This is a genomic window from Mesorhizobium sp. 43Arga, from assembly GCF_053714255.1.
Genome location: NZ_JBSKBO010000002.1, coordinates 313474 through 331996, shown reverse-complemented (window position 1 = coordinate 331996; position 18523 = coordinate 313474). Strand labels below are relative to the sequence as shown.

The following is an 18523-nucleotide window of genomic DNA, read 5'->3' as shown; positions in this document are numbered from 1 at the left end:
GGCAGCATGACCTACCTTGCCATCTATCTCTACACGGCGGGTTCATTGCTGGCGGTCCAGTACAGCCATGAGATCGGCGACGGACGGCTGTCGATTGGCACCGTCGCGCTCGCCCTGTTCTGGCCTGTCACGATCCCCTTTGTTTGGTGCTGGGGCATCGTTCAGACGGTTATCGACGCGGTGCGGTCATGAGCGCGTCTTTCGTCATCATCTGCACCTGTGACGGCACCTGGACCGCTCGCGATCCACATACCGGGGCATTCGCCACCGGTGCCACTCGTTCCAAGGCTGAGGCGGAGTTGCGCCGCCTCATCGCCATGGCGAGGGAGGCGGCATGATTATCGTTCGCCCCCCTCGTTGCTATCCGCGCGTCCAGTTCTTCCAGGACCCTACGCGCGGCCTGACCAATCGTCTCGAACTCACTGTTTGTATCGTGTCTGTGGGGCCTTTCCATGTTGTTCGATCCTTTGTGGAGCCGGCACCACGCCGGGTCTACGGTCATCCGCCGATTTGTTCCGACGTCGGCACCGCCGCCCCTCGATGGAGTTCAATCCATCATGGGGCACACCAGAATGTCTTGCGGGACAGACCACAAAACTTTGCGACTCGACATGGAGGGCTTTTGCCGGTTCGTCCGGCGCGCCTTCCCGACATCAACCGCGGCTCATCTCGCTGCCGTCGTCGGAGCGACCGTTTCGACTTCCGAAAAATGGATCAGCGGCCAGACCAAGCCGTCGGCGGATCATCTTGCGGCGATGATTTCGGCCTTCGGCCCGGCCTTCCTGGTCGAAGCAATTCCATCAACCCGCCAGTGGGCCGCACCGATCATCGAGCGCGCCAAGCTGGCTGAAATCTCACGGCAGCTTTCCGAGATTTTGGAGGCTGCGGAATGATCTGAAGGAGGCCGCAATGCCAGCATTCCAGCACGCCGGGACAATGACCGACGCTGCCACCGTGCCGAGGGACGCGCTGAACCGCACCGTTGTGGGTATGGCGCATTTCGCCGGCTCGGGGCCGTCAGGCTCGTCATGCAGTGCATGCGATCACTGGGTCACAAATCGAAACAAGATGATCTGTGACAAGTATCGTCAGCTCACCGGCGACGATCGCAAGGCGATCCCGTCAGGGACGCCTTGCTGCCGGTATTTTGTCGCGAGGCCGAAATGACCGGCTACACCCAATCCGAAATCGACAGCATTGCCGGCTGGCTAAGGGCAGGGGATTCCGCGTCCAAGGCCGCCGGCAAGCTGTCAGCCGTGCGGGGCAGATCGGTCTCACGCAATGCCATCATAGGCATCGTGCACCGTGACCGCACGCTCAAGGCCATCGGCTTCTCAAACTCCACCAAAGGGCGCGCCGGATCGCGCAAGCAAGGCTTGTCTGCAGCCAAAGATCCGCCGAAGCCGAACGCAAAACCGAAGCCTAAGCTTGCTCGCGTGCCGGCTAAGTATCCGGCGCCGTACCAGCTCCCCGGCAGACTGTTCTTCGCTGCGATCGAGGAGATCGACAGGGAGGGTGAGGCGTTTCGGCTCAAGTCGCCGGCGATCGGCAGGCCTCCGTCAGTTCGACAGGCTCACTTCGCCGCCATGCGCTTCGTCGATTGTCTGTTCGACAGGTGCCGCGCGCCGCTCAGCTCGGACCTGGAGGAGAAGCCCGGTCCCGACATGCTCTGCTGCGGGTTGCACGCGGAAATCGGCAAGCCTTACTGCGCCTACCACGAAGTGCGACTGACAAACCGCGAGCACAACTTCTCGGCGGAGGCGGCATGATCTCCGCCGACGCCCCCATCACCTATGACGTCAAGCTCTCCACGGTTCGCGCGCTGATTGCGAGTAAGCAGGACTGGCTTTCCCGGTTCGCGTTCGGAAAGCCCAAGCGGCCTGATCACGAGATCGACCAGAAGCGAACTGAACTCCTCGTGCTCGGCACAATCGCCGAAGACTACGAGCGCGCGGTTGAAGTCACCAAGGCGAGGGTGGCCGGGTGAATGTGGCTCTATGTCCCGAACACATCGATATCCTTAGCCTCTGCACAGGAGGGGGTGGCCTCGATCTCGGCGTCGAGCTGGCAATTCCGAGCGCTCGAACTGTCTGCATGGTGGAGAGGGAAGCCTTCGCCGTCGCGCACCTGGTTTCAGCGATGGAACAAGGTCTCCTTCATCAAGCGCCTATTTGGAGCGATGCCAGAACCTTCGACGGCCGCGCTTGGCGTGGCTGCGTTGACGGCCTCATTGGCGGCATTCCGTGCCAGCCGCATAGCCTCGCCGGGAAACGACTTGGTGAAGCTGACGAACGCGACCTCTGGAGCGCCGCGCGCCGCATCGTCGTCCAGTCCGGAGCATGGTTTGTCCTCATCGAAAACGTCGGCGGCATGCTCTCCAGTGGCGGCGCAGAACGCATATGGCGAGACTTTCGCAGACTGGGCTTTGCGGTTGAGGGCGGACTCTTCACGGCGAAGGAAGTCCGGGCAAGCCATGAACGCGAACGGCTCTTCATCCTCGCCGTGGCCGACGCCCTCTGCCGTGTTCCTGACGCCGGACGATCCAGATCTATTCAAGGCGCGCGCAGCGCGTTTGAAAGAGAAGCACGGCAGCAAGACGGGCAATGGCGCCGGGATGACGCTAGCTACAGCGGCGAATGCGTGGCCGACCCCAACTGCGAACGATTGGAAGGGCAGCGGTCCGACACTCGAGCGATCGGACGGCAAGATGCGCGGCGATCGGCTGGACTACGCAGCAGAACAGCTTTGGTCGACGCCTACCGTCCACGACGGTCGCCGCCCAGGTCCGGACATCCACTCGACCCAACGGAACAACCTCAGCCGGGATACAGCGCTATGGTCAACGCCACGCGCGACGGATGCCGAAAAGGGTGGTCCGAACCAGAGCTTTCGGAACGGGACAGGCCTACCGCTGACCTCGCAAGCGCACCAATGGATGACACCGCGCGTGGTTTCGGGAACGTACACGCGCGACCGCGGCAAGATAGGCTCGGAGAAGCTTACGCTGGAGGGGCAGGCGAAGGCCTCACCCTCTTTCCGCCCGGACCGTCCGATTTCGACAGTTGGCGACGAGTCCTCGCACATTCGCCGGACCTTGAACCCGCTATTCGTCGAATGGCTGATGGGGTGGCCTCCAGGGTGGACCAGCTCCGCATGCTCGGCAACGGGGTTGTCTGCTTGGAAGCAGCGCATGCGCTCCGCACTCTGGCAACTCGCCTCGCCGCGCGCGGCTCCGTGGGCGCAAATCGACTTGTTCGGATGATGGCAGCATGAAAACGTCCTGCCCTCACTGCCATGGTGTTTTCGAGGCCGGTCACGCCGGTGGCGCCTATTTGCGCGACCAACAGGCGCTTGCTGCTATCGTCCTGTGGGGCTCAGGCCAGTTCGACACCGTCGACATCGCCAAGGCGCTCCAGTGCCGCGAGGATGCTGTTTATCGGACCCTGCAAATGGCCAAGGACGGCGCACGTGCCGACCGGAGGGCAGGGTGAGCAAGCGTCTTCCCTACATGCCGCTCTGGGTCGACGACTACCAGCGCGACACTCGCCACCTCACTACCGAAGAGCATGGCGCCTATCTGCTCCTGCTCATGGCCGCCTGGGCATCGCCGACCAATTCCTTGCCCGACGACGATGACATGCTGGCGCGCGTCGCCGGCGTGTCTCTCTCCCGCTGGCGGAAGATGAAAGCCATTGTGATGGCCTTCTGGAGCCTCGACGGTCGGAGCAGAAGGTGGGCGCAAAAACGCCTCAAGAAAGAGAGGCGATTGGCTGTTGATAGAAAGGCGAAAGCAAGCAATGCCGCCGCAAGCCGTTGGAAAGACAAGAAAAAGGATGATGCTCAAGCGATGCTCGGGCAATGCCATCCTTCCATAACCATCAAAGAAAAACCTAACGGTTTTTCAGAGCGCGCAGGCGCGCCGAAAAAATCCCGCAAACAGAAAATCGAGGAGGCTTTCGCAGATGCATGACCTCGTAGGCAAAGATGATTTCGACAAGCTGCCGGAGAAGTTCCGCGACCGTGCCAGGGCGATCAAAGCCCGCGTTGCCGAGATCGACGGGCTGATGGTTCCGTGCCAGCCGCACGACGTTCGCGCCGCGGTGGTCCGCATGGCCGGACAGTTCCGCGACCAGCCCGATATCGACCACGCCGACATGGCAGGGGAATTCCTTGCCGCATGCCGCGACCTGCCGGCATGGGCAGTCTCCGAAGCAGCCAGCGACTTTCTTGCCGGCCGCGTCGACAACCACACCGGCCAGTTCATGCCGACATGCGCTGAGTTCGCCAAACGGGCGAGGGCGATCATGATGCCGTTCCTCTCCGAGCGCGCTGCGCTAAGGACGGAAGCCTCGAAGCTGATCGAACGCGCCACCGACGACAACAAGCGCCACCTGATCGACATGGAGAGGCAGGATCCAGCCGTGCGCAGCCGGGTAGCCGCGTTGGCCGAAGCCGTCAGCGCCGGCGGGGCGAAGCGTCAGGGCTTGCCACACCTCGGGCTGAACGAAGCCGAACAGAAGCGCATCGACGCGCTCAAGCGGCCTCGCCGGGAAACCTCAAAGCTTGAGCAAACCAAAATCGTGAAAGGTCAGTCATGAGCAATTCGGCAAAGTGGTTCATCGCCAGGATCGGCATGGGCGGCGCGAAAGCCGCCAAGGATCGCATCGGGTCACCGGAAGAGCGGAAGGGGGAGATTATTGCCGAGCGGTCGATCCGCGACGAGGGCTTCGAATGCTACTATCCGCGGATGCGCAAGGAGATCATCCACCACCGGACGAACGCACGCATCGTCCGCCGCTTCCCGCTGTTCACCGGCTACATCTTCGTCGCCTTGCCGTCGGCGAACGGTGAGTACCTGAAGGACTGCGATGGGCTCGGCCGGCTGCTTAGCTATGACGGCCAGTTCGGCAAGCCTTGGCAGGTCCCAACGTCGGCCGTTGAAGGGTACATGCGCGCCGAGGCCGAGCTCGAATTCGATGACACCAAGGAATCGAGGATCAAGCGCAAGCTGGAAGGCAAGACCCGGCGCGAGACGGTCCAGATGACGTTCCCCGAAGGCCAAGCTATCCGCGTCAAGCAGGATAGGCAGCATTCCCACATGCTTGCCGGCTTCCATGGCGAGGTGGTCAGCGTCACCGGACGCGGCACCGTCAAGAGCATGATCGAACTGTTCGGCCGCCTGGTTGCCGCCGAGTTCGACGCGGACGATATTGAACCATGCCTACGACCGCAGGCAGCTTAATGGTTTTAGATCGATGTGAGCCACAGTGAAATCTGGGCCGGAATAAAAAATAGTGCAGTGTCACCGCAACTCTGTCTTCCGCGTGCAGAAAAATGACGGCGACTCCATCCCGCCCGGTAACTATCGGTTTCCATGCTCCTGATGGGCAAGCCGTAAACTATTGCCCGTGCCAACTCGGGGTCTTGGCGCGAAACCAACTCGGGACGTTCGGGTTGAATTCCGGGCAGGGCGGTGGTGCGTTGCCGGTGCAGTCGATTGCTTCCGCCTCGTACAATGCGCGGTGCAATTTCATCTCGTCTGGCGTAAGCTTAGGAGCGGATTGGAACAGACTGTTGGGGAGCATGATCAACGCCTTCCCAGTGTAAGAACTTTACGGGACGCACGATAGAACGGCCGAAGGCTTCTGAACAGGATCGGCGACCTTGCGAGCATTGATCGCTTCGAGGCGCGGAGCAGTTCGTGCGCGGCTTGCCCGATCAGCAACGGGCCTATCTCTTGCTTCTGGTCAGCTGCCTTCTGGGCAGCCGCGGCTCTTTTGAGGTCTTCGATATAGAGATAGAACGGGTTTCTTGGGATTGCTGCGACGATCTTCTGGAATTTGAATTCCAGCATTGAGTAGCTGAGAGCTGCGTGGTCAGGGCACATGATCTGCTGTGTATGATAGCCGGCGTCCTGCACCAGGTAGGCCAGAAGCCGCTCCATTGCGGGCTGGGCCTCGATCTCGACGTCTCTGGTTCGCCAGTTCCATTTGTGCATGAATGCTTTTCGAAGCGCCTTCGGGCGAAACCAGAACATCGCTTCGTAAGCTATAACCGGAGTGTCGTCGTCAAGGGGCACGTTGACATCCAGAGCGGCCAGCAATTCGGCTGTCATGCCACGATAGCCGTACCAACCGTGGCCCAGTGTCGTGTTGGAGTAGTGCGCCGCAGGCGGAATCGCCATGCCGATACTGGGGTTGCGTTGGAAAAGGTCGATCACGTTAGCCGTATAGCTCGGGCTTTTCACCAAATTGTCGGTGAGGTGATGCTCAAGAAGCAATGCGTGGGTGACAGGAACGTCTGGCTTCGCGATCGTTCGCAGGCGACAGACGAGATCATATCTGTCGTCGACGAAGAGATCCCGGCAGGTCACGAACAGGGCTCGCATGCTGGGGCTGTTCTCGGCAACCCGCACGGCGGCCGCTTTGATCGACGGATGCTGCTTTAGGGCAGCCTCGATAACTGCTTTGTTCTCGGCGGTGTCGGTTGTGGCTATGAAGTCGTATGCTTGCGTGATCGTCTCCGCAGAGGAAAGCAGTTCCGGAAGCGCCTCGATGTGGTCGATATGGGCGCAAACCGCCAAGCGCATGGGCCCGGAAGATGCAGCGGGGCCGGCGGTATCGGATAAAACTGAAATGAGAGATGCATTGGTCGCAAGAATTCGCGGCTGTGTGGTTCGGGCGATGTTTTTCCAAATCATGCCCATGTCGTAGTCTGATGTCCGACCGACTATCCGGAGAGCCTCGGCAAGATTGATCGCATTGCCGTCATGGAACGCGGGGTCATGGAAGAACAGCCGACGCTTCAATATAGGCAGGCGCTTGGCCATCGAGGCCTCGATATCGATGAAGCAGGAGTATGGAGACCCGAACTCGTCGGGATCATGGTAGGATGACGCGGAGTAACCCAGGTCTGAAAAATGCTCGGTGAAGCGCGATTCGTGCATCAGGACGGAATCGGAATAGCTCTTGATCGTTGGCATCGTTTCCCAATAAGCGCGGAAGGCCGAAGATGAGAGCATCGGCTGTCGGATCGCGATGAAATGGGAATTGATGTGTCGAGGCAGGCGACCGGTTTTCGTGAACGGGTTCGGGATCATTTCCTGGTGCATGGTTATGCCCCAGAAGTCGCAGTCGCGCGCCTCCATTTCGCCGAACATTTCGGCAAACGGATAGATCGGCCCATAGAAGGTGTGGTTGTAGAGGAGGAGTTCGTCGTAACCGGCGAGAGCCTCATAGCCGACTGCCTCGATCGCGGCTTTGTAAGCGCCGACATCGAATCCCTCGTTCTCACGGATGATCATTTGCTCAACCAGCGGTCGCACCGCCAATTCGGCATCTCTGTTCAGCGGGCCGTTTGAAACGAAGATCGTGCGCTCGACGAATGGCTGCAGCGATCTTATCAGATGGAGCATGTATTCATCGAGAATGCCGGCTTCATCATAGAAGAAAGCCACAGCAATACGCTTGGTCATTGAGCTATCCATCGCGCCATCTATTGAGCGCTCTCACTAGCGGATCAGTTCGGCTTCCGCAACGCGTTCAAAATCAAATCCGCATCGTTGCTCCCGCCCGATCGAACGACTCGCCATCGACCTTCCTGGTGACGCTTGCGCTCGTTTTGAGATTCGAGGGCGGCTAGTCGGGCAATCCGGCCTATGCCGGCGCCACGATAAAGGCACGCTCCACAAATTTAAGTCGCCCTATAAAGGCGTCGGCTTTACAAAATTTCAACGGGATCCATCGACAGCATATCGCTTGCGCTTCGACGCAGATGATTTATCATCTGCTGTCAGGTGATTTGGCTGTTCTGTAGCGGACCTCCCATTGGAGGGAATACTCGCCGGGCCATAGGGGAGAGCGTCACCGCTCCCCGCCAAATTAATAATTGTGCGCTAGATACCAAACGACATCAGAGGCGTTTTATTTGGGTTGCCGACTTCGTTGGCATTTTCCCATACGCGCCAACGCTGAACGCTCAACTTGAAGCTGGGGAGAGAGATTACCGGCTTTAAGGAGTCAAGATCGACGTATCCTCCTGTGCTCCTGATGTTTACTGGGTCTCTTCCCAGGCGAAGAAACGTCCGGTCCCCGCTGATGATCACCGTACCCGGGGTTTCGCTGTCGGACGTCTTTTCATCTCCACGAGGGGTTACGATTTCAAACGCCCAATCATCGCCAAATATGAGGCAGTCATTGACCGGGTGAATTCTTAGAAAGTGAGGCGGACTTCCGTCGAAGGATTTTAGCACCGCAAGTGAAGCCGCTTCAGTATCGCTTGTATCAAGCTTTATGGCGTAGCCTAACGCTCCGCCTTCTTGGAACAGCGCAATCAATGTGCCGGCCTTGCAATCAGAAATTTCGCCTGTTGAAACGGATCGAATGATTTTCATTTGTGCTTCCCTTTTGGACGGAGCCATCCGAGGTAACAGAAACTTAGACCAAAATGAACGCCACAAGGCAATAAGAAGACGATGGCAAAGCCGACAATCCGAACACCTAAAAAGGAAGCGGCCTTCTTCGATACGCTGAGGGATGGTCAATCAGTTACTGCGGCCTGCATCAGTGCCGGGATTTCGCGCACCGCCGCGTACGAATGGCGTGATGCTGACGCTGAATTCCGCAAGATGTGGGACGAGGCTGTCGACGAAGGGACAGACCGACTTGAGGATGAAGCTCACCGCCGCGCCCGCTATGGTGTTCAGAAGCCTGTCTATCAAGGCGGCAGGCGCGTTGGTGAGATCCGAGAATATTCTGACACGCTGACTATCTTCCTTCTCAAAGCGCGCCGCCCTGACAAGTTCAAGGATCGCGTCTCAACTGAGATTTCCGCGCCAGGCGGCGGACCGGTGCAGGTAGAGGTATCCGCGCGTGAACGTATCGCTAGCCGTCTCGCTGGCCTCGCTGAGCGCCAAGGAAAGGGAAGCGGTACTAAGTGACCTGACCGAGGCCGAACTCGCCGATCTGGAATACGATTGGCAGTTCTGGGGCAGGCCAAACCAACTGGCGCCCACCGGCAATTGGCTGACGTGGCTTGTGCTCGCCGGCCGAGGCTTCGGTAAGACGCGATGTGGCAGCGAGTGGGTAAGGAGCATCGCCTGCGGTCCAAGTCCATTGGCTCGCGGCACTCATGCCAGGATCGCAATCGTCGCTGAAACAGCCGCCGACGCGCGCGACGTCCTCGTTGAGGGAGATAGCGGCATACTGTCCGTGCACCCTGCCGACTTCCGGCCGCTCTATGAGCCCTCGAAACGGCGCCTTACATGGCCGAATGGTGCCGTCGCCACGCTTTACAATGCCGTCGAGCCAGACCAACTGCGCGGGCCGCAGCACGACGCCGCGTTTTGCGACGAACTCGCGAAGTGGCGATATGCTCGCGAGACTTGGGACCAGCTGCAATTCGGGCTACGCCTCGGCGCTGCACCGAAACAGGTGATCACCACTACACCAAGGCCGATTCCGGTCTTGAAGGAGATATTAAACTCTCCTTCGACCGTGACTACAAAGGGCAGCACGTTCGACAATGCCGACAATTTGGCGCCTTCGTTCCTCACCCAGGTGGTTGCGAAGTACGAAGGCACACGCCTCGGTCGCCAGGAATTGAACGCCGAGATCCTCGACGATCTACCGGGAGCACTTTGGACGCGCGACGCCATCGACAGGAACCGCCTCCGCGAGTTTCCCGATCTGCACCGGGTTGTGGTCGCAGTCGATCCATCCGGCACCAAGGGGCAAAGTGATGACGGGGACGAGATAGGCATCGTCATTGCCGGCAAGGGTGTTGATGGACGAGCTTACGTCTTGGCCGACAGGACATGCAAGCTGTCTCCTGACGGCTGGGGGCGCCGAGCGGTTGATGCATATCATGGCCGCTGGTCGCAGACGCCAGATAAGGTGAAGGCCGACAGGGTCGTGGCAGAGCGCAATTTCGGCGGAGCCATGGTCGAGCACGTCATCAAGACCATCGAGGCGACCATTCCTTACAAGGAAGTAACGGCATCGCGCGGCAAGGTCGCCAGGGCTGAGCCCGTCGCTGCGCTTTACGAGCAGGGCCGAGTTGCGCACGTCGGGTCAATGCCAGAATTGGAAGATCAGATGTGTCTTATCGCACCGGACGGTTATGCCGGCGAAGGATCGCCCGATCGCGCCGACGCGCTGGTCTGGGCGCTGACTGAGCTGATGCTCGACGGGTCGACCTTCACGTTGGCGCACATCTAGTTGGTGCTTTTGGCGCGACGATTGAAGGCGGAAACGGCATCTTCATATTCACTGGCCGCTTCCTCTGAATTCTTTTTGAGACAGCTAAGATAGTCGTCCACGTCGGAGCGATAGCTCAGAATTTGAGACTTGCACCGGTTGAAGTCGTCCTCGTCGTCGAAGGCTCCGTAGCGTTGCACGCACCAGGGCTTCTCCGGCTCGCTGCAATCGTCGTAGGCATGTGCTGAGCTTGTCAGGCCCAACAGTGCTGACATCAGCAAAATAGACCGCATCTTTGGCCCTCTCCGTAGCGAAACAGTAGTTAAGGATCGGGTCATGGGCAACATCATCTCGCTCGCCAGAGACAGCCTGACCAATCTCGTATCCCGCATGGGAACGGGCCGGGATAAGGCTGCGTCGAGCTATTACGCCTTCACGCAATTGTCAGACGCCGAACTACTGGCTGCCTATCGCACAGCTTGGCTACCTCGGAAGATCGTTGACATCCCGGCCTTTGATGCCGTCCGCGCGTGGCGCGACTGGCAGGCCGAGGGAGACACCATCGAGCCGATCGAGGCGGAGGAGAAGCGGCTCAACATTCGGGGCAAGGTTTTTGAGGCGAAGGTCAAGGCGCGCCTTTGGGGCGGTGCTGGCATCCACATCGGTACCGGTGACGCGAATTTGGCTGAGCCGCTTAAAACCGATCGCATCGGCAAGGGCGGGGTGAAATACCTCACTGTCCTGTCGCGGCGCCAGCTGACCGCCGGCGAGATCGATCGCGATCCAGCATCAGAGTTCTACGGCCAGCCGAAGTTCTACACCCTGACGGCCGGCACGACCGCGCAGGTGCAGATCCACCCGTCGCGCCTGGTCATCTTTCAGGGTAACGCCCAGCCGGATATCGATCTGGCCGAAGGCCAGTTGTCGTGGGGCGATAGCGTGCTCCAATCCGTGATGGATGCGATCAAGCAGGCCGATGGGACCGCAGCGAATATCGCGTCGCTCGTGTTCGAAGCCAAGATCGACATCATCAAGGTGCCGAACTTCATGGCGAGCTTGGCGAACGAAGATTACAAGAACAAGATCCTCGAGCGATACACCCTCGCCAATACCTCCAAGGGCATCAACGGCACGCTCCTGCTCGACAAGGAAGAGGAATACGAGCAGAAGTCGGCATCCTTCGCCACGCTGCCGGATGTGCTGGACCGGTTCCTGCAGATCGTCTCAGGCGCGGCCGATATCCCGGCGACACGGCTTCTTGGGCAAGCCCCTGCTGGAATGAACTCGACGGGCGAATCCGACCTTCGCAACTATTACGACCGCCTTAGCGCCATGCAGGAAGTCGAGATGACGCCGGCAATGCATCGCCTGGATGAGGCGCTGATCAGGTCTGCCCACGGCTCTCGGCCGACCGATGTCTACTACGAATGGGCGCCGCTCTGGGGCATGTCCGAGACAGAGAAGGCCACGGTTTTCAAGACCAAGGCGGATGCGGCGAGGGCTCTCGCCGGTGGCAATGGTCAAAGTCCACTGTTGCCGATTGATGCGCTCAGTGAGGCACTGGTCAACGCGTTCGTCGAAGATGGTTCACTGCCTGGACTTGAGGCTGCGATCGACGAATTCGGCACGCTGACGGAGCAAGAGCCGAGCGAGGAAGACCTTACCGCTGCAGCTGTATCGGTTCGGTCTGCGGAGAAGGCGAAGGGGCGCTAACGTCCTGAGCCGAAAGAGAAAGCAAGTCGGCAACCAACATGTATGTGTAAACCACATAGCGGTCGGCCTCCTCGCGTGAAGATATCTCAGAATGGCTACCTTTTTGGGCTGCAGTGAATGCCGCGTCTAGTCGATCTCCTAAATAGTGTAGATTGGATCCAACAATCGCCTCGAAGCGAACCGAAGCCGAATTATCTTCAACAAGCGCTATAAGCCGGTTTATGTAGTTGTCCGGCCCAAGCTTAATGGTCCTCTCTTTGCCGTTGACAGTTTTCACTTTGTCGTCTCGCGAAGGAAAAAGCGCGTCTGCCAAGTCTTGTAGTATTCTCCTACAGCTGTGAACGGCATTCGCCCAATCTTCTGGATTGTCAGATTCTAGGTTCTCATAAACGGCGGAAAATTTCTGGACAGCTTTTGGAATAGTGATGCCGACGCGTTCGTCAACTGCGGTTCGGATACGGGAGAAGATGTCGCCAGCAATTCCAGAGAATCTAAGCTCGTCGTAACGCCGAGAAACATATCGGTGAACGAATCCGCGCCTGCCTGCCAAGAAGGCAGCGTCGTCGCTAACAGCCTTTCGAAGGCTATTCCGCTCGGCGGTGTTTCCTATCGGGTTTCCAATAAACTGGTGAGGGTTGGCTGAAGATATCGAAACATTTGGATCGCGAGCTGCATCCAATGATGAATTGTTTACAGTTATTCTCTGTTCGATGGCCTCGATTGCCTGTGTGTTTGCTCTCTCAACAATATGTTCGACTTTGCTATTGGCAACTGTCTCCTTAACTGATTGAACGCGACCGGACAGTTGTGCAACTTTCCACACATCTGGCGTTATGCCATCGGGGGTAGATGGATACCCGGAAGCTTCGTATTCGAAAGCCAACCGGTAGTCGACGTCGTTAAGCAATCGAGCCAACCTAGACGCCTTCAACATTGTGACAGCTAAACTCACCTCCGACAGTTCAATGTTGCGAAGAATATCTTCTGCGAGCGCCAAAGCTTCTGACAGCGCTTTTCGCGACGGAGTGATTGTTTCAGTAGCCAAGCTATTCCTCCCTTAAACCCTGGAAACGAATACCATGCAATTCACGGACAAAGTAGCTGTCGCGGGGACGCGACAGACTGCCGACGGCTACTTGGTCGCCACCGCGCGCGCAGTGCGCACCGGTATCCAGCTTTACGCCGGGCATGAGGTCGGTAAGCCGGATCAGGACATCGTGCGGGTGTATCGCGCGGCGGATCAGATTTTCGCCACCGATAGTCTGCAATCCTTTTCCCACGCTCCCATCACGGTCGATCACCCCGATGAGGAAGTGACGGCCGAGAACTGGAAGGCTCTTTCCGTTGGCGAGGTCAGCACCGCGGCGAAGCAGGATGGCCAATGGGTCATGCTTCCGCTGATCCTCAAGGACGCCGCCGCGATCAAGTCGGTTGTGGACGGCAAGCGTGAACTGAGCGCCGGCTACACCTGCGAGCTCGATTTCATCCCCGGCGTGACAGCCGACGGCGAGGCATACGACGCACAGCAGCGCGGCATCAAGATCAACCACCTGGCGCTCGTTGATCGAGCCCGGGCCGGTTCCAAGGCTCGCATCGGCGACGATGCGGGGAAGTGGGGCGCCGCCCCGATTTCAACCACTGACAAGGAGACCATCACCATGAGTGATGCACTTCGCACTGTGGTCGTGGACGGACTTTCGGTGAGCACCACCGATCAAGGCGCCCAGGCCATCACCAAGCTGCTCAAGGATCTCGAATCCTCGGCGGCCAAGCTGACCGCGCTGGCAAGCGATCATGCCGCTGCCATCGCCGCCAAGGACAAGGACATCGCCAAGAAGGACGCCGAGATCGATGCCCTCAAGGGCAAGGTTCTTTCGGATGCCGATCTCGACAAGCGTGTCGCGGCCCGCGCCGATCTCATCGGCAAGGCCAAGGCAATCGCCAAGGACGTCAAGACCGACGGTCTCAGCGATGCTGCAATCCGCAAGGCGGCCGTGGCTGCCAAGCTCGGTGATGCCGCCATCGCGGCCAAGACCGACGCGTACATCGACGCCCGTTTCGACATCCTGGTCGAGGACGCAGCGAAGGATGCCGGCGGCGCTGACCAGTTCCGCGCCGTGGTCGCTGGCGGTCTGAAGACCATCGACACCGCGCCCGCTGCAACGGCTCACAAGGCAATGACCGACCATCTTTCGTCGGCCTGGCAGATGAAGAAGGAGGGCTAATCCATGCCGGCCATTCAGACTACCTACAACGCCCAGCACGCGCGCTGGATCGAGGGCATGATCCTCGACTTGGAGCCCTCCGTCATCGTCTCGCGCCTATGCGAGGATGTCGAAGGCATCGGCTTCGGCAAGGTCGCGGTCCAGGGCACGGCCGACAACCAGGTCGTGGACAGCGAAGCCACGGTCAAGTTCTGCGGTATCGCTGTGCTCGACAGCACCAGGCCTACGGGCAAGTACGAACAGTACGACACCGCCGCCATCGTGAAGAAGGGCGTCATTGTCGTCCAGGCTTCGGTCGCGGTCGCCGTTGGCGATCCCGTCTACTACGTGCCCGCCACTGGGGTCCTGACGAACGTCGCGACCTCCAACACCCTCATCGCCAACGCGCAGTGGGACACCAGCACCGCCGGTGCCGGTCTCGCCGCGCTGCGCCTCGGCTAACCAGGAGCGATCTCAATGAACGCACACACCATGCAGGACGCTCAGCAGGTTGCGATGAGCTTCCTTATCCGTCAGGCCTCGCTCATCGAGCCGACGGTCTACGCCATGCGTTACCAGGACATTCAGTATCCGACGCTGGTCCCCGTGGACACCTCGGCGCCCGAATGGATCCAGTCCGTCACCTACTTCTCGATGGACTCGGTCGGCCAGGCGCAGTGGTTCAACGGCAACGCCCAAGACGTCCCGAAGGTCGAACTGACCCGCGAGAAGTTCGAGACGACCGTTTCCATGGCAGCGATCGGCTACGGCTACAATATCGAGGAGCTCGGCACCGCCCAGCTGCTCGGGATGAACCTGACGCCTGACAAAGCCAGCGCGGCCCGCCGCGTGGCGGAGGAGAAGGTCGAGCAGGTCGCTTTCATCGGCGATACTGGCAAGGGCTTCACCGGTCTGGTGAACTCCTCAACCCCGACCGCCACCACGGCGCCGACGGACGGCACGGGCTCGGCCACGACTTTCGTGTCCAAGACCCCGGACCAGATCCTCCGTGACATCAATGGCCAACTGACCGGCATCTTCACCGGCACGCTGGGCGCGGAGATCGCGGACACTCTGCTCCTGCCGTATTCGGTGCTGCTCGACCTTTCGACGCGACGCATCGATGCGGTGAACCAGACCACGATCCTGGAATGGATCGAGCGGAACAACATCTACACCCGCACCACCGGCGGGCAGTTGCTGATCCGCGGCGTCTTCGGCTTCCTCGATACGGCCGGCGCGGGCAGCACCAAGCGCATGGTCGCGTATCGCCGGAGCCCGGAAGTGCTGAAGTTCCACATGCCGATGCCGTTCCGGTTCCTACCGGCATGGCAGACCGGGCCGATCAAGTTCGACGTGCCTGGCATTTTCCGCCTCGGCGGCGTCGATATCCGCCGGCCGAAGTCGGTCCGCTATCTCGACGGGATCTAAGGAGGCGATGATGAAGGTAACGAACACTCAGCAGGGGCCGCGCGGCCTCAACACCCTCGATGGGGCCGTTCTGGTCGATCCCGGCCAGGCGGTGGAGGTCAAGCTGTCTGACGCCGAACTGAATGTGGCGAAAGCCACTGGCTGGTTCAGCTTCGAAGGCAGCGGCAAGGCAAAGGCGGCCGAGGATGACACGGCCAAGGCTGTTCATCACGGCGGCGGCAAGTTCAATGTCGTGAGGGGCGATAAAACGCTTCTGTCCGGCCTCAACAAGGCCGATGCGGACGCCTTTAATGCCATGAGCGACGAGGACAAGGCCGCTTACATCGAAGCGTCGAAGGGCGCCTGAGACTATGGCCGGCTACGGTGACGACGAAGGCTTCACGGCCTATGCAGCCGCAGCCGGCTATACTGTGCCCGCTGGCAGCATCCCCGGTGCGCGCCAGCGCGGCAGCATCTACATCGACGGGACGTATGGCGCACGCTTCCCTGGCCAGCCGACAGGCGGCGTGGAGCAAGAGCGGGCATGGCCCCGTACCGGTGCCACGGTCTATGGTGCAACCCTCGCCTCCGATCTTGTCCCCCAGCGGGTGATCGATGCCTCCTATGAAGCGGCGTATCTGGAACTGAAGAAGCCGGGCTCGTTGTCCGTTTCCTTCGATCCGGCCCGGAAAGTGAAACGGCAGAAGGTCGAGGGTATCGAGCGCGAATTCTTCGAGCCCGGCGACAGCGGCAACATCTTCGCGCCTGACGCCCCGGTTGCTACCATCATTGAGGGACTGCTCGCGCCGCTGATCGGCCCGGTGTACGGGCAGCCCGCCATCATGGTGGTATGACGTGGCCGGCTTCTATGACGAGATGGCCGATATGGTCTCGGAGCTTCTCCAGCCAGACGCCGACGGCGGGCTAGGGCAGGGCTTGGTCCAATTGAAGCGCGAGACGCCAGGCGCGGTCGATCCGGACCAGCCATGGATTCCGGTCGAGCCGACGGTGCAGACCTGGGTGCTCAATGCCGTGCTGAAGCGCCTGCATCAGCGCTACGAGAACAGCGTCTTGATCGTCGAGACTGGCGATATGGTGACGTTTGCGGTTGCGGGTGTCGTGCCCGAGATCACCGATTCTATTGTGATCAATGGCGCCGACCGGGCCATTACGAACCTGACGCCTATTCCGCCGGCGGGGACGGTGGTGGCGTGGAAGGTGTGGTGCGCGGGCTAGGCAACAAGATAGATGTTGATCGCGGTCATAAGCGCTACGGCAACGGTTAAGACGGTGATCGCAACTGTCATGTCCCGAACCTGCTTCGTGAACTCGATCATTCGCTGGTTCTGAGCGTCCGTCTCGCGTCGGGCGATCTCCTCGCGGATGAAGTTGAGGCCAATCTGCACATTTGGCGTGGTGAGATCATATTGTTTCGTCAACTCATCAATGCTCATCGCCTTCAGGTCGGCGAACTTCATCCCGTGCATCGTCCCCTCCAATCGGTGTCCCCATGCTGAAACGCCTATCACCGCGCGAGCGTTTCGAACAGCTTGTCGCCGACTTGATGCCAAAGCTTCGCCAAGCCTTCCTCGAAGCGATCGACGACATCACGACCAACATCGTCCTGCGCCGGATCGTGGAGCGCCTTGAGCGCGGCGACATCAACGGTGCCATCAGCGCGATGGACCTGGACCCTGCCGCCTTCAGGCCCCTGGACGAGGCGATCCGCGCGGCATTCAACGGCGGCGGCGTTGCGACGGTAGACGCTATGCCGACGCTGCGAGACCCGAGCGGGCATAGGATCGTGGTTCGCTGGGATGCCAGGAACTTGGCTGCCGAGCAGTGGGTGAGGGATCACTCGGCGCAACTCGTCACCGGCATCGTGCAAGACCAGACCATTGCCATCCGGACAGCCTTAGAGACAGGCTTGGCGCGCGGTGACAATCCCACCAAGACGGCTGTTTCGGTGGTCGGGCGCGTCTCGACCGTCACTGGTAGGCGCGAAGGAGGTCTGATCGGGCTCACCACAGTCCAGGGCGAATATGTTGCCCGAGCACGCCAGGAACTGCTTTCTGGTGAGCCCGACCAGTTGCGGGCCTATCTGAACCGGCAGTGCCGCGACAAACGGTTTGATCGGACAATCACAGCTGCAATCCGAGATGGTAAACCAATCCCTACCGACCTGGTGACGCGGATCACCGGCCGATATGCAGACGGGCTACTAAAGCTCCGGGCCGATACGATCGGTCTGCATGAAACCTTCGCCGCTCTGGGCGCATCAAAGGACATCGCCTTCCGCCAGCAGATCGAGAAGGGCAGTCTTCGCGCCGATGTGGTCACGAAAGGCTGGCGGCACACCCCGCAGAAGCACGGCCGGGAACAGCACGAGGCGATGCAGGGGCAGGTGGTAGCGTTCGATCAGCCCTTCACCGCGCCGGATGGGACATCAATACCATACCCGCATGCGCCCGGCGTTCCGACCAGGCACACGCTGGGATGCAAGTGTTTCGCCGAATACAAGGTCGATTTCGTCGCCCAGTTGGTGCGGTAATGGCCTCGTTCGCTGCCACCGTCGGAGCATGGGCGGCCAAGGTGCCGGTCGCTCTGGAGATCGTGTTCAAGGAAAGCGCGCAGGAACTGGTCAGCCAGATGGACCAGCTTGTCGCTGACGAGATCTACGACAAGCCGGCGACGCCGGGATACAAGCGTACCGGCTTCCTCCGTGCCTCGCTGATGGCGTCGACCACAGCCATGCCGACGCTGAGTCGAGAAAACCCAGGCGCACCGGTGCCCGCTGACCTCGGCGACGTGATCCTTGTCATCAACGGCGCCGATCTCGGCGACACGCTCTACCTCGGCTACACGGCGAACTATGCCGCCTACGTCCACTATGGCGCCAACGGCAGGACGCCGCGCCCTTGGGTGACGATGGTGGCGCAACGTTGGGTTATGATCGTCGAGGCCAAGGCGGCTGAAGTGAAGCGCAGGCTGGGGCTTTGA

27 protein-coding genes and 1 pseudogene are annotated in these 18523 nt (G+C 60.0%); 23 read left to right on the top strand and 5 right to left on the bottom strand.

Annotated elements, in window-relative coordinates:
- The first annotated feature begins 6 nt into the window (after positions 1 to 6).
- From ACWGS8_RS08020 to nusG, 12 genes and pseudogenes are all read left to right on the top strand, one after another.
- Positions 7 to 192: a hypothetical protein gene (locus ACWGS8_RS08020; protein WP_454580416.1), complete on the top strand. Its 186-nt coding sequence runs from the start codon at positions 7 to 9 to the stop codon at positions 190 to 192.
- Positions 189 to 338, top strand: coding sequence for a hypothetical protein (locus ACWGS8_RS08015; RefSeq protein WP_454580415.1), 150 nt, complete (start codon positions 189 to 191; stop codon positions 336 to 338). The genes ACWGS8_RS08020 and ACWGS8_RS08015 overlap by 4 nt, the downstream gene beginning before the upstream one ends.
- Before the next feature lie 114 nt (positions 339 to 452).
- Positions 453 to 893, top strand: a complete 441-nt coding sequence (locus ACWGS8_RS08010; protein WP_454580414.1) for a helix-turn-helix domain-containing protein — start codon at positions 453 to 455, stop codon at positions 891 to 893.
- Between the two features lie 16 nt (positions 894 to 909).
- The gene (locus ACWGS8_RS08005) at positions 910 to 1167 is read left to right on the top strand and encodes a hypothetical protein (RefSeq protein WP_454580413.1); all 258 of its coding nucleotides are present in this window, start codon (positions 910 to 912) and stop codon (positions 1165 to 1167) included.
- Positions 1164 to 1769, top strand: a complete 606-nt coding sequence (locus tag ACWGS8_RS08000; RefSeq protein ID WP_454580412.1) for a GcrA cell cycle regulator — start codon at positions 1164 to 1166, stop codon at positions 1767 to 1769. The genes ACWGS8_RS08005 and ACWGS8_RS08000 overlap by 4 nt, the downstream gene beginning before the upstream one ends.
- The gene (locus tag ACWGS8_RS07995) at positions 1766 to 1987 is read left to right on the top strand and encodes a hypothetical protein (RefSeq protein WP_454580411.1); all 222 of its coding nucleotides are present in this window, start codon (positions 1766 to 1768) and stop codon (positions 1985 to 1987) included. The genes ACWGS8_RS08000 and ACWGS8_RS07995 overlap by 4 nt, the downstream gene beginning before the upstream one ends.
- A pseudogene (locus tag ACWGS8_RS07990) lies at positions 1984 to 2451 on the top strand (DNA cytosine methyltransferase); the annotation flags it as partial. The gene ACWGS8_RS07995 and the pseudogene ACWGS8_RS07990, both read left to right, overlap by 4 nt.
- A 22-nt stretch (positions 2452 to 2473) precedes the next feature.
- Positions 2474 to 3262: a hypothetical protein gene (locus ACWGS8_RS07985; protein WP_454581282.1), complete on the top strand. Its 789-nt coding sequence runs from the start codon at positions 2474 to 2476 to the stop codon at positions 3260 to 3262.
- A 7-nt stretch (positions 3263 to 3269) separates the two neighbouring features.
- Positions 3270 to 3491 carry a hypothetical protein gene (locus tag ACWGS8_RS07980; protein ID WP_454580410.1) on the top strand — a complete coding sequence of 74 codons (222 nt, stop codon included), beginning with the start codon at positions 3270 to 3272 and terminating at the stop codon, positions 3489 to 3491.
- On the top strand, positions 3488 to 3970 hold the full coding sequence (locus ACWGS8_RS07975; protein ID WP_454580409.1) for a DUF1376 domain-containing protein: 483 nt from the start codon (positions 3488 to 3490) through the stop codon (positions 3968 to 3970). The genes ACWGS8_RS07980 and ACWGS8_RS07975 overlap by 4 nt, the downstream gene beginning before the upstream one ends.
- On the top strand, positions 3963 to 4598 hold the full coding sequence (locus tag ACWGS8_RS07970) for a hypothetical protein (RefSeq protein WP_454580408.1): 636 nt from the start codon (positions 3963 to 3965) through the stop codon (positions 4596 to 4598). Before ACWGS8_RS07975 ends, ACWGS8_RS07970 begins: the two co-directional genes overlap by 8 nt.
- Positions 4595 to 5242 (top strand): transcription termination/antitermination protein NusG, encoded by a 648-nt coding sequence (gene nusG / locus ACWGS8_RS07965; RefSeq protein ID WP_454580407.1) that lies wholly within the window; start codon positions 4595 to 4597, stop codon positions 5240 to 5242. The genes ACWGS8_RS07970 and nusG overlap by 4 nt, the downstream gene beginning before the upstream one ends.
- Positions 5243 to 5587: 345 nt before the next feature.
- Here nusG and ACWGS8_RS07960 read toward each other — a convergent pair whose 3' ends face one another.
- Positions 5588 to 7474 (bottom strand): rhamnan synthesis F family protein, encoded by a 1887-nt coding sequence (locus tag ACWGS8_RS07960; protein WP_454580406.1) that lies wholly within the window; start codon positions 7472 to 7474, stop codon positions 5588 to 5590.
- A gap of 420 nt (positions 7475 to 7894) precedes the next feature.
- A complete protein-coding gene (locus ACWGS8_RS07955; RefSeq protein ID WP_454580405.1) occupies positions 7895 to 8392 on the bottom strand; it encodes a hypothetical protein in 498 nt (165 codons plus the stop codon).
- A gap of 81 nt (positions 8393 to 8473) precedes the next feature.
- Here ACWGS8_RS07955 and ACWGS8_RS07950 point away from each other — a divergent pair, with 81 nt between their 5' ends.
- Both ACWGS8_RS07950 and ACWGS8_RS07945 read left to right on the top strand, forming a co-directional pair.
- Positions 8474 to 8938 (top strand): terminase small subunit-like protein, encoded by a 465-nt coding sequence (locus tag ACWGS8_RS07950; RefSeq protein ID WP_454580404.1) that lies wholly within the window; start codon positions 8474 to 8476, stop codon positions 8936 to 8938.
- Positions 8871 to 10217 carry a DNA-packaging protein gene (locus tag ACWGS8_RS07945; protein ID WP_454580403.1) on the top strand — a complete coding sequence of 449 codons (1347 nt, stop codon included), beginning with the start codon at positions 8871 to 8873 and terminating at the stop codon, positions 10215 to 10217. Before ACWGS8_RS07950 ends, ACWGS8_RS07945 begins: the two co-directional genes overlap by 68 nt.
- On the opposite strand, the gene ACWGS8_RS07940 is transcribed toward ACWGS8_RS07945, so the two are convergent.
- Positions 10214 to 10489 (bottom strand): hypothetical protein, encoded by a 276-nt coding sequence (locus ACWGS8_RS07940; RefSeq protein WP_454580402.1) that lies wholly within the window; start codon positions 10487 to 10489, stop codon positions 10214 to 10216. The two genes, ACWGS8_RS07945 and ACWGS8_RS07940, sit on opposite strands and share 4 nt — an antisense overlap.
- A gap of 43 nt (positions 10490 to 10532) precedes the next feature.
- Here ACWGS8_RS07940 and ACWGS8_RS07935 point away from each other — a divergent pair, with 43 nt between their 5' ends.
- A complete protein-coding gene (locus ACWGS8_RS07935) occupies positions 10533 to 11909 on the top strand; it encodes a DUF1073 domain-containing protein (RefSeq protein ID WP_454580401.1) in 1377 nt (458 codons plus the stop codon).
- Here the strand turns inward: ACWGS8_RS07935 and ACWGS8_RS07930 are convergent.
- Complete coding sequence (locus ACWGS8_RS07930; RefSeq protein ID WP_454580400.1) at positions 11857 to 12954, bottom strand: AbiTii domain-containing protein; 1098 nt, start codon at positions 12952 to 12954, stop codon at positions 11857 to 11859. The genes ACWGS8_RS07935 and ACWGS8_RS07930 overlap by 53 nt on opposite strands.
- A 34-nt stretch (positions 12955 to 12988) precedes the next feature.
- On the opposite strand from ACWGS8_RS07930, the gene ACWGS8_RS07925 reads away from it, so the two are divergent.
- From ACWGS8_RS07925 to ACWGS8_RS07900, 6 genes are read left to right on the top strand one after another with little or no spacing between them, the layout of a single operon-like run.
- Entirely contained in the window at positions 12989 to 14134 is a 1146-nt protein-coding gene (locus tag ACWGS8_RS07925) for a DUF2213 domain-containing protein (protein WP_454580399.1), read from the top strand.
- Positions 14135 to 14137: 3 nt separating this feature from the next.
- On the top strand, positions 14138 to 14575 hold the full coding sequence (locus tag ACWGS8_RS07920) for a structural cement protein Gp24 (RefSeq protein ID WP_454580398.1): 438 nt from the start codon (positions 14138 to 14140) through the stop codon (positions 14573 to 14575).
- Between the two features lie 15 nt (positions 14576 to 14590).
- Complete coding sequence (locus ACWGS8_RS07915; RefSeq protein ID WP_454580397.1) at positions 14591 to 15544, top strand: DUF2184 domain-containing protein; 954 nt, start codon at positions 14591 to 14593, stop codon at positions 15542 to 15544.
- A 10-nt stretch (positions 15545 to 15554) separates the two neighbouring features.
- Positions 15555 to 15890, top strand: a complete 336-nt coding sequence (locus tag ACWGS8_RS07910) for a hypothetical protein (RefSeq protein WP_454580396.1) — start codon at positions 15555 to 15557, stop codon at positions 15888 to 15890.
- Between the two features lie 4 nt (positions 15891 to 15894).
- The gene (locus ACWGS8_RS07905) at positions 15895 to 16377 is read left to right on the top strand and encodes a DnaT-like ssDNA-binding protein (RefSeq protein ID WP_454580395.1); all 483 of its coding nucleotides are present in this window, start codon (positions 15895 to 15897) and stop codon (positions 16375 to 16377) included.
- A 1-nt stretch (position 16378) separates the two neighbouring features.
- Positions 16379 to 16759 (top strand): hypothetical protein, encoded by a 381-nt coding sequence (locus tag ACWGS8_RS07900; RefSeq protein WP_454580394.1) that lies wholly within the window; start codon positions 16379 to 16381, stop codon positions 16757 to 16759.
- On the opposite strand, the gene ACWGS8_RS07895 is transcribed toward ACWGS8_RS07900, so the two are convergent.
- Positions 16756 to 17010 carry a hypothetical protein gene (locus ACWGS8_RS07895; protein ID WP_454580393.1) on the bottom strand — a complete coding sequence of 85 codons (255 nt, stop codon included), beginning with the start codon at positions 17008 to 17010 and terminating at the stop codon, positions 16756 to 16758. The genes ACWGS8_RS07900 and ACWGS8_RS07895 overlap by 4 nt on opposite strands.
- 23 nt (positions 17011 to 17033) lie before the next feature.
- Between ACWGS8_RS07895 and ACWGS8_RS07890 the strand changes: the two genes are divergently transcribed.
- Both ACWGS8_RS07890 and ACWGS8_RS07885 read left to right on the top strand, forming a co-directional pair.
- Complete coding sequence (locus tag ACWGS8_RS07890) at positions 17034 to 18074, top strand: head morphogenesis protein (protein ID WP_454580392.1); 1041 nt, start codon at positions 17034 to 17036, stop codon at positions 18072 to 18074.
- Entirely contained in the window at positions 18074 to 18523 is a 450-nt protein-coding gene (locus tag ACWGS8_RS07885; RefSeq protein WP_454580391.1) for an HK97 gp10 family phage protein, read from the top strand. Before ACWGS8_RS07890 ends, ACWGS8_RS07885 begins: the two co-directional genes overlap by 1 nt.

Coding starts and splice junctions, on each gene's coding strand:
- ACWGS8_RS08020 (WP_454580416.1), top strand. CDS start 7: ATGACCTACCTTGCCATCTATCTCTACACGGCGGGTTCATTGCTGGCG.
- ACWGS8_RS08015 (WP_454580415.1), top strand. CDS start 189: ATGAGCGCGTCTTTCGTCATCATCTGCACCTGTGACGGCACCTGGACC.
- ACWGS8_RS08010 (WP_454580414.1), top strand. CDS start 453: ATGTTGTTCGATCCTTTGTGGAGCCGGCACCACGCCGGGTCTACGGTC.
- ACWGS8_RS08005 (WP_454580413.1), top strand. CDS start 910: ATGCCAGCATTCCAGCACGCCGGGACAATGACCGACGCTGCCACCGTG.
- ACWGS8_RS08000 (WP_454580412.1), top strand. CDS start 1,164: ATGACCGGCTACACCCAATCCGAAATCGACAGCATTGCCGGCTGGCTA.
- ACWGS8_RS07995 (WP_454580411.1), top strand. CDS start 1,766: ATGATCTCCGCCGACGCCCCCATCACCTATGACGTCAAGCTCTCCACG.
- ACWGS8_RS07985 (WP_454581282.1), top strand. CDS start 2,474: ATGAACGCGAACGGCTCTTCATCCTCGCCGTGGCCGACGCCCTCTGCC.
- ACWGS8_RS07980 (WP_454580410.1), top strand. CDS start 3,270: ATGAAAACGTCCTGCCCTCACTGCCATGGTGTTTTCGAGGCCGGTCAC.
- ACWGS8_RS07970 (WP_454580408.1), top strand. CDS start 3,963: ATGCATGACCTCGTAGGCAAAGATGATTTCGACAAGCTGCCGGAGAAG.
- nusG (WP_454580407.1), top strand. CDS start 4,595: ATGAGCAATTCGGCAAAGTGGTTCATCGCCAGGATCGGCATGGGCGGC.
- ACWGS8_RS07960 (WP_454580406.1), bottom strand. CDS start 7,474: ATGACCAAGCGTATTGCTGTGGCTTTCTTCTATGATGAAGCCGGCATT.
- ACWGS8_RS07955 (WP_454580405.1), bottom strand. CDS start 8,392: ATGAAAATCATTCGATCCGTTTCAACAGGCGAAATTTCTGATTGCAAG.
- ACWGS8_RS07950 (WP_454580404.1), top strand. CDS start 8,474: ATGGCAAAGCCGACAATCCGAACACCTAAAAAGGAAGCGGCCTTCTTC.
- ACWGS8_RS07940 (WP_454580402.1), bottom strand. CDS start 10,489: ATGCGGTCTATTTTGCTGATGTCAGCACTGTTGGGCCTGACAAGCTCA.
- ACWGS8_RS07935 (WP_454580401.1), top strand. CDS start 10,533: ATGGGCAACATCATCTCGCTCGCCAGAGACAGCCTGACCAATCTCGTA.
- ACWGS8_RS07925 (WP_454580399.1), top strand. CDS start 12,989: ATGCAATTCACGGACAAAGTAGCTGTCGCGGGGACGCGACAGACTGCC.
- ACWGS8_RS07920 (WP_454580398.1), top strand. CDS start 14,138: ATGCCGGCCATTCAGACTACCTACAACGCCCAGCACGCGCGCTGGATC.
- ACWGS8_RS07915 (WP_454580397.1), top strand. CDS start 14,591: ATGAACGCACACACCATGCAGGACGCTCAGCAGGTTGCGATGAGCTTC.
- ACWGS8_RS07910 (WP_454580396.1), top strand. CDS start 15,555: ATGAAGGTAACGAACACTCAGCAGGGGCCGCGCGGCCTCAACACCCTC.
- ACWGS8_RS07905 (WP_454580395.1), top strand. CDS start 15,895: ATGGCCGGCTACGGTGACGACGAAGGCTTCACGGCCTATGCAGCCGCA.
- ACWGS8_RS07895 (WP_454580393.1), bottom strand. CDS start 17,010: ATGCACGGGATGAAGTTCGCCGACCTGAAGGCGATGAGCATTGATGAG.
- ACWGS8_RS07890 (WP_454580392.1), top strand. CDS start 17,034: ATGCTGAAACGCCTATCACCGCGCGAGCGTTTCGAACAGCTTGTCGCC.
- ACWGS8_RS07885 (WP_454580391.1), top strand. CDS start 18,074: ATGGCCTCGTTCGCTGCCACCGTCGGAGCATGGGCGGCCAAGGTGCCG.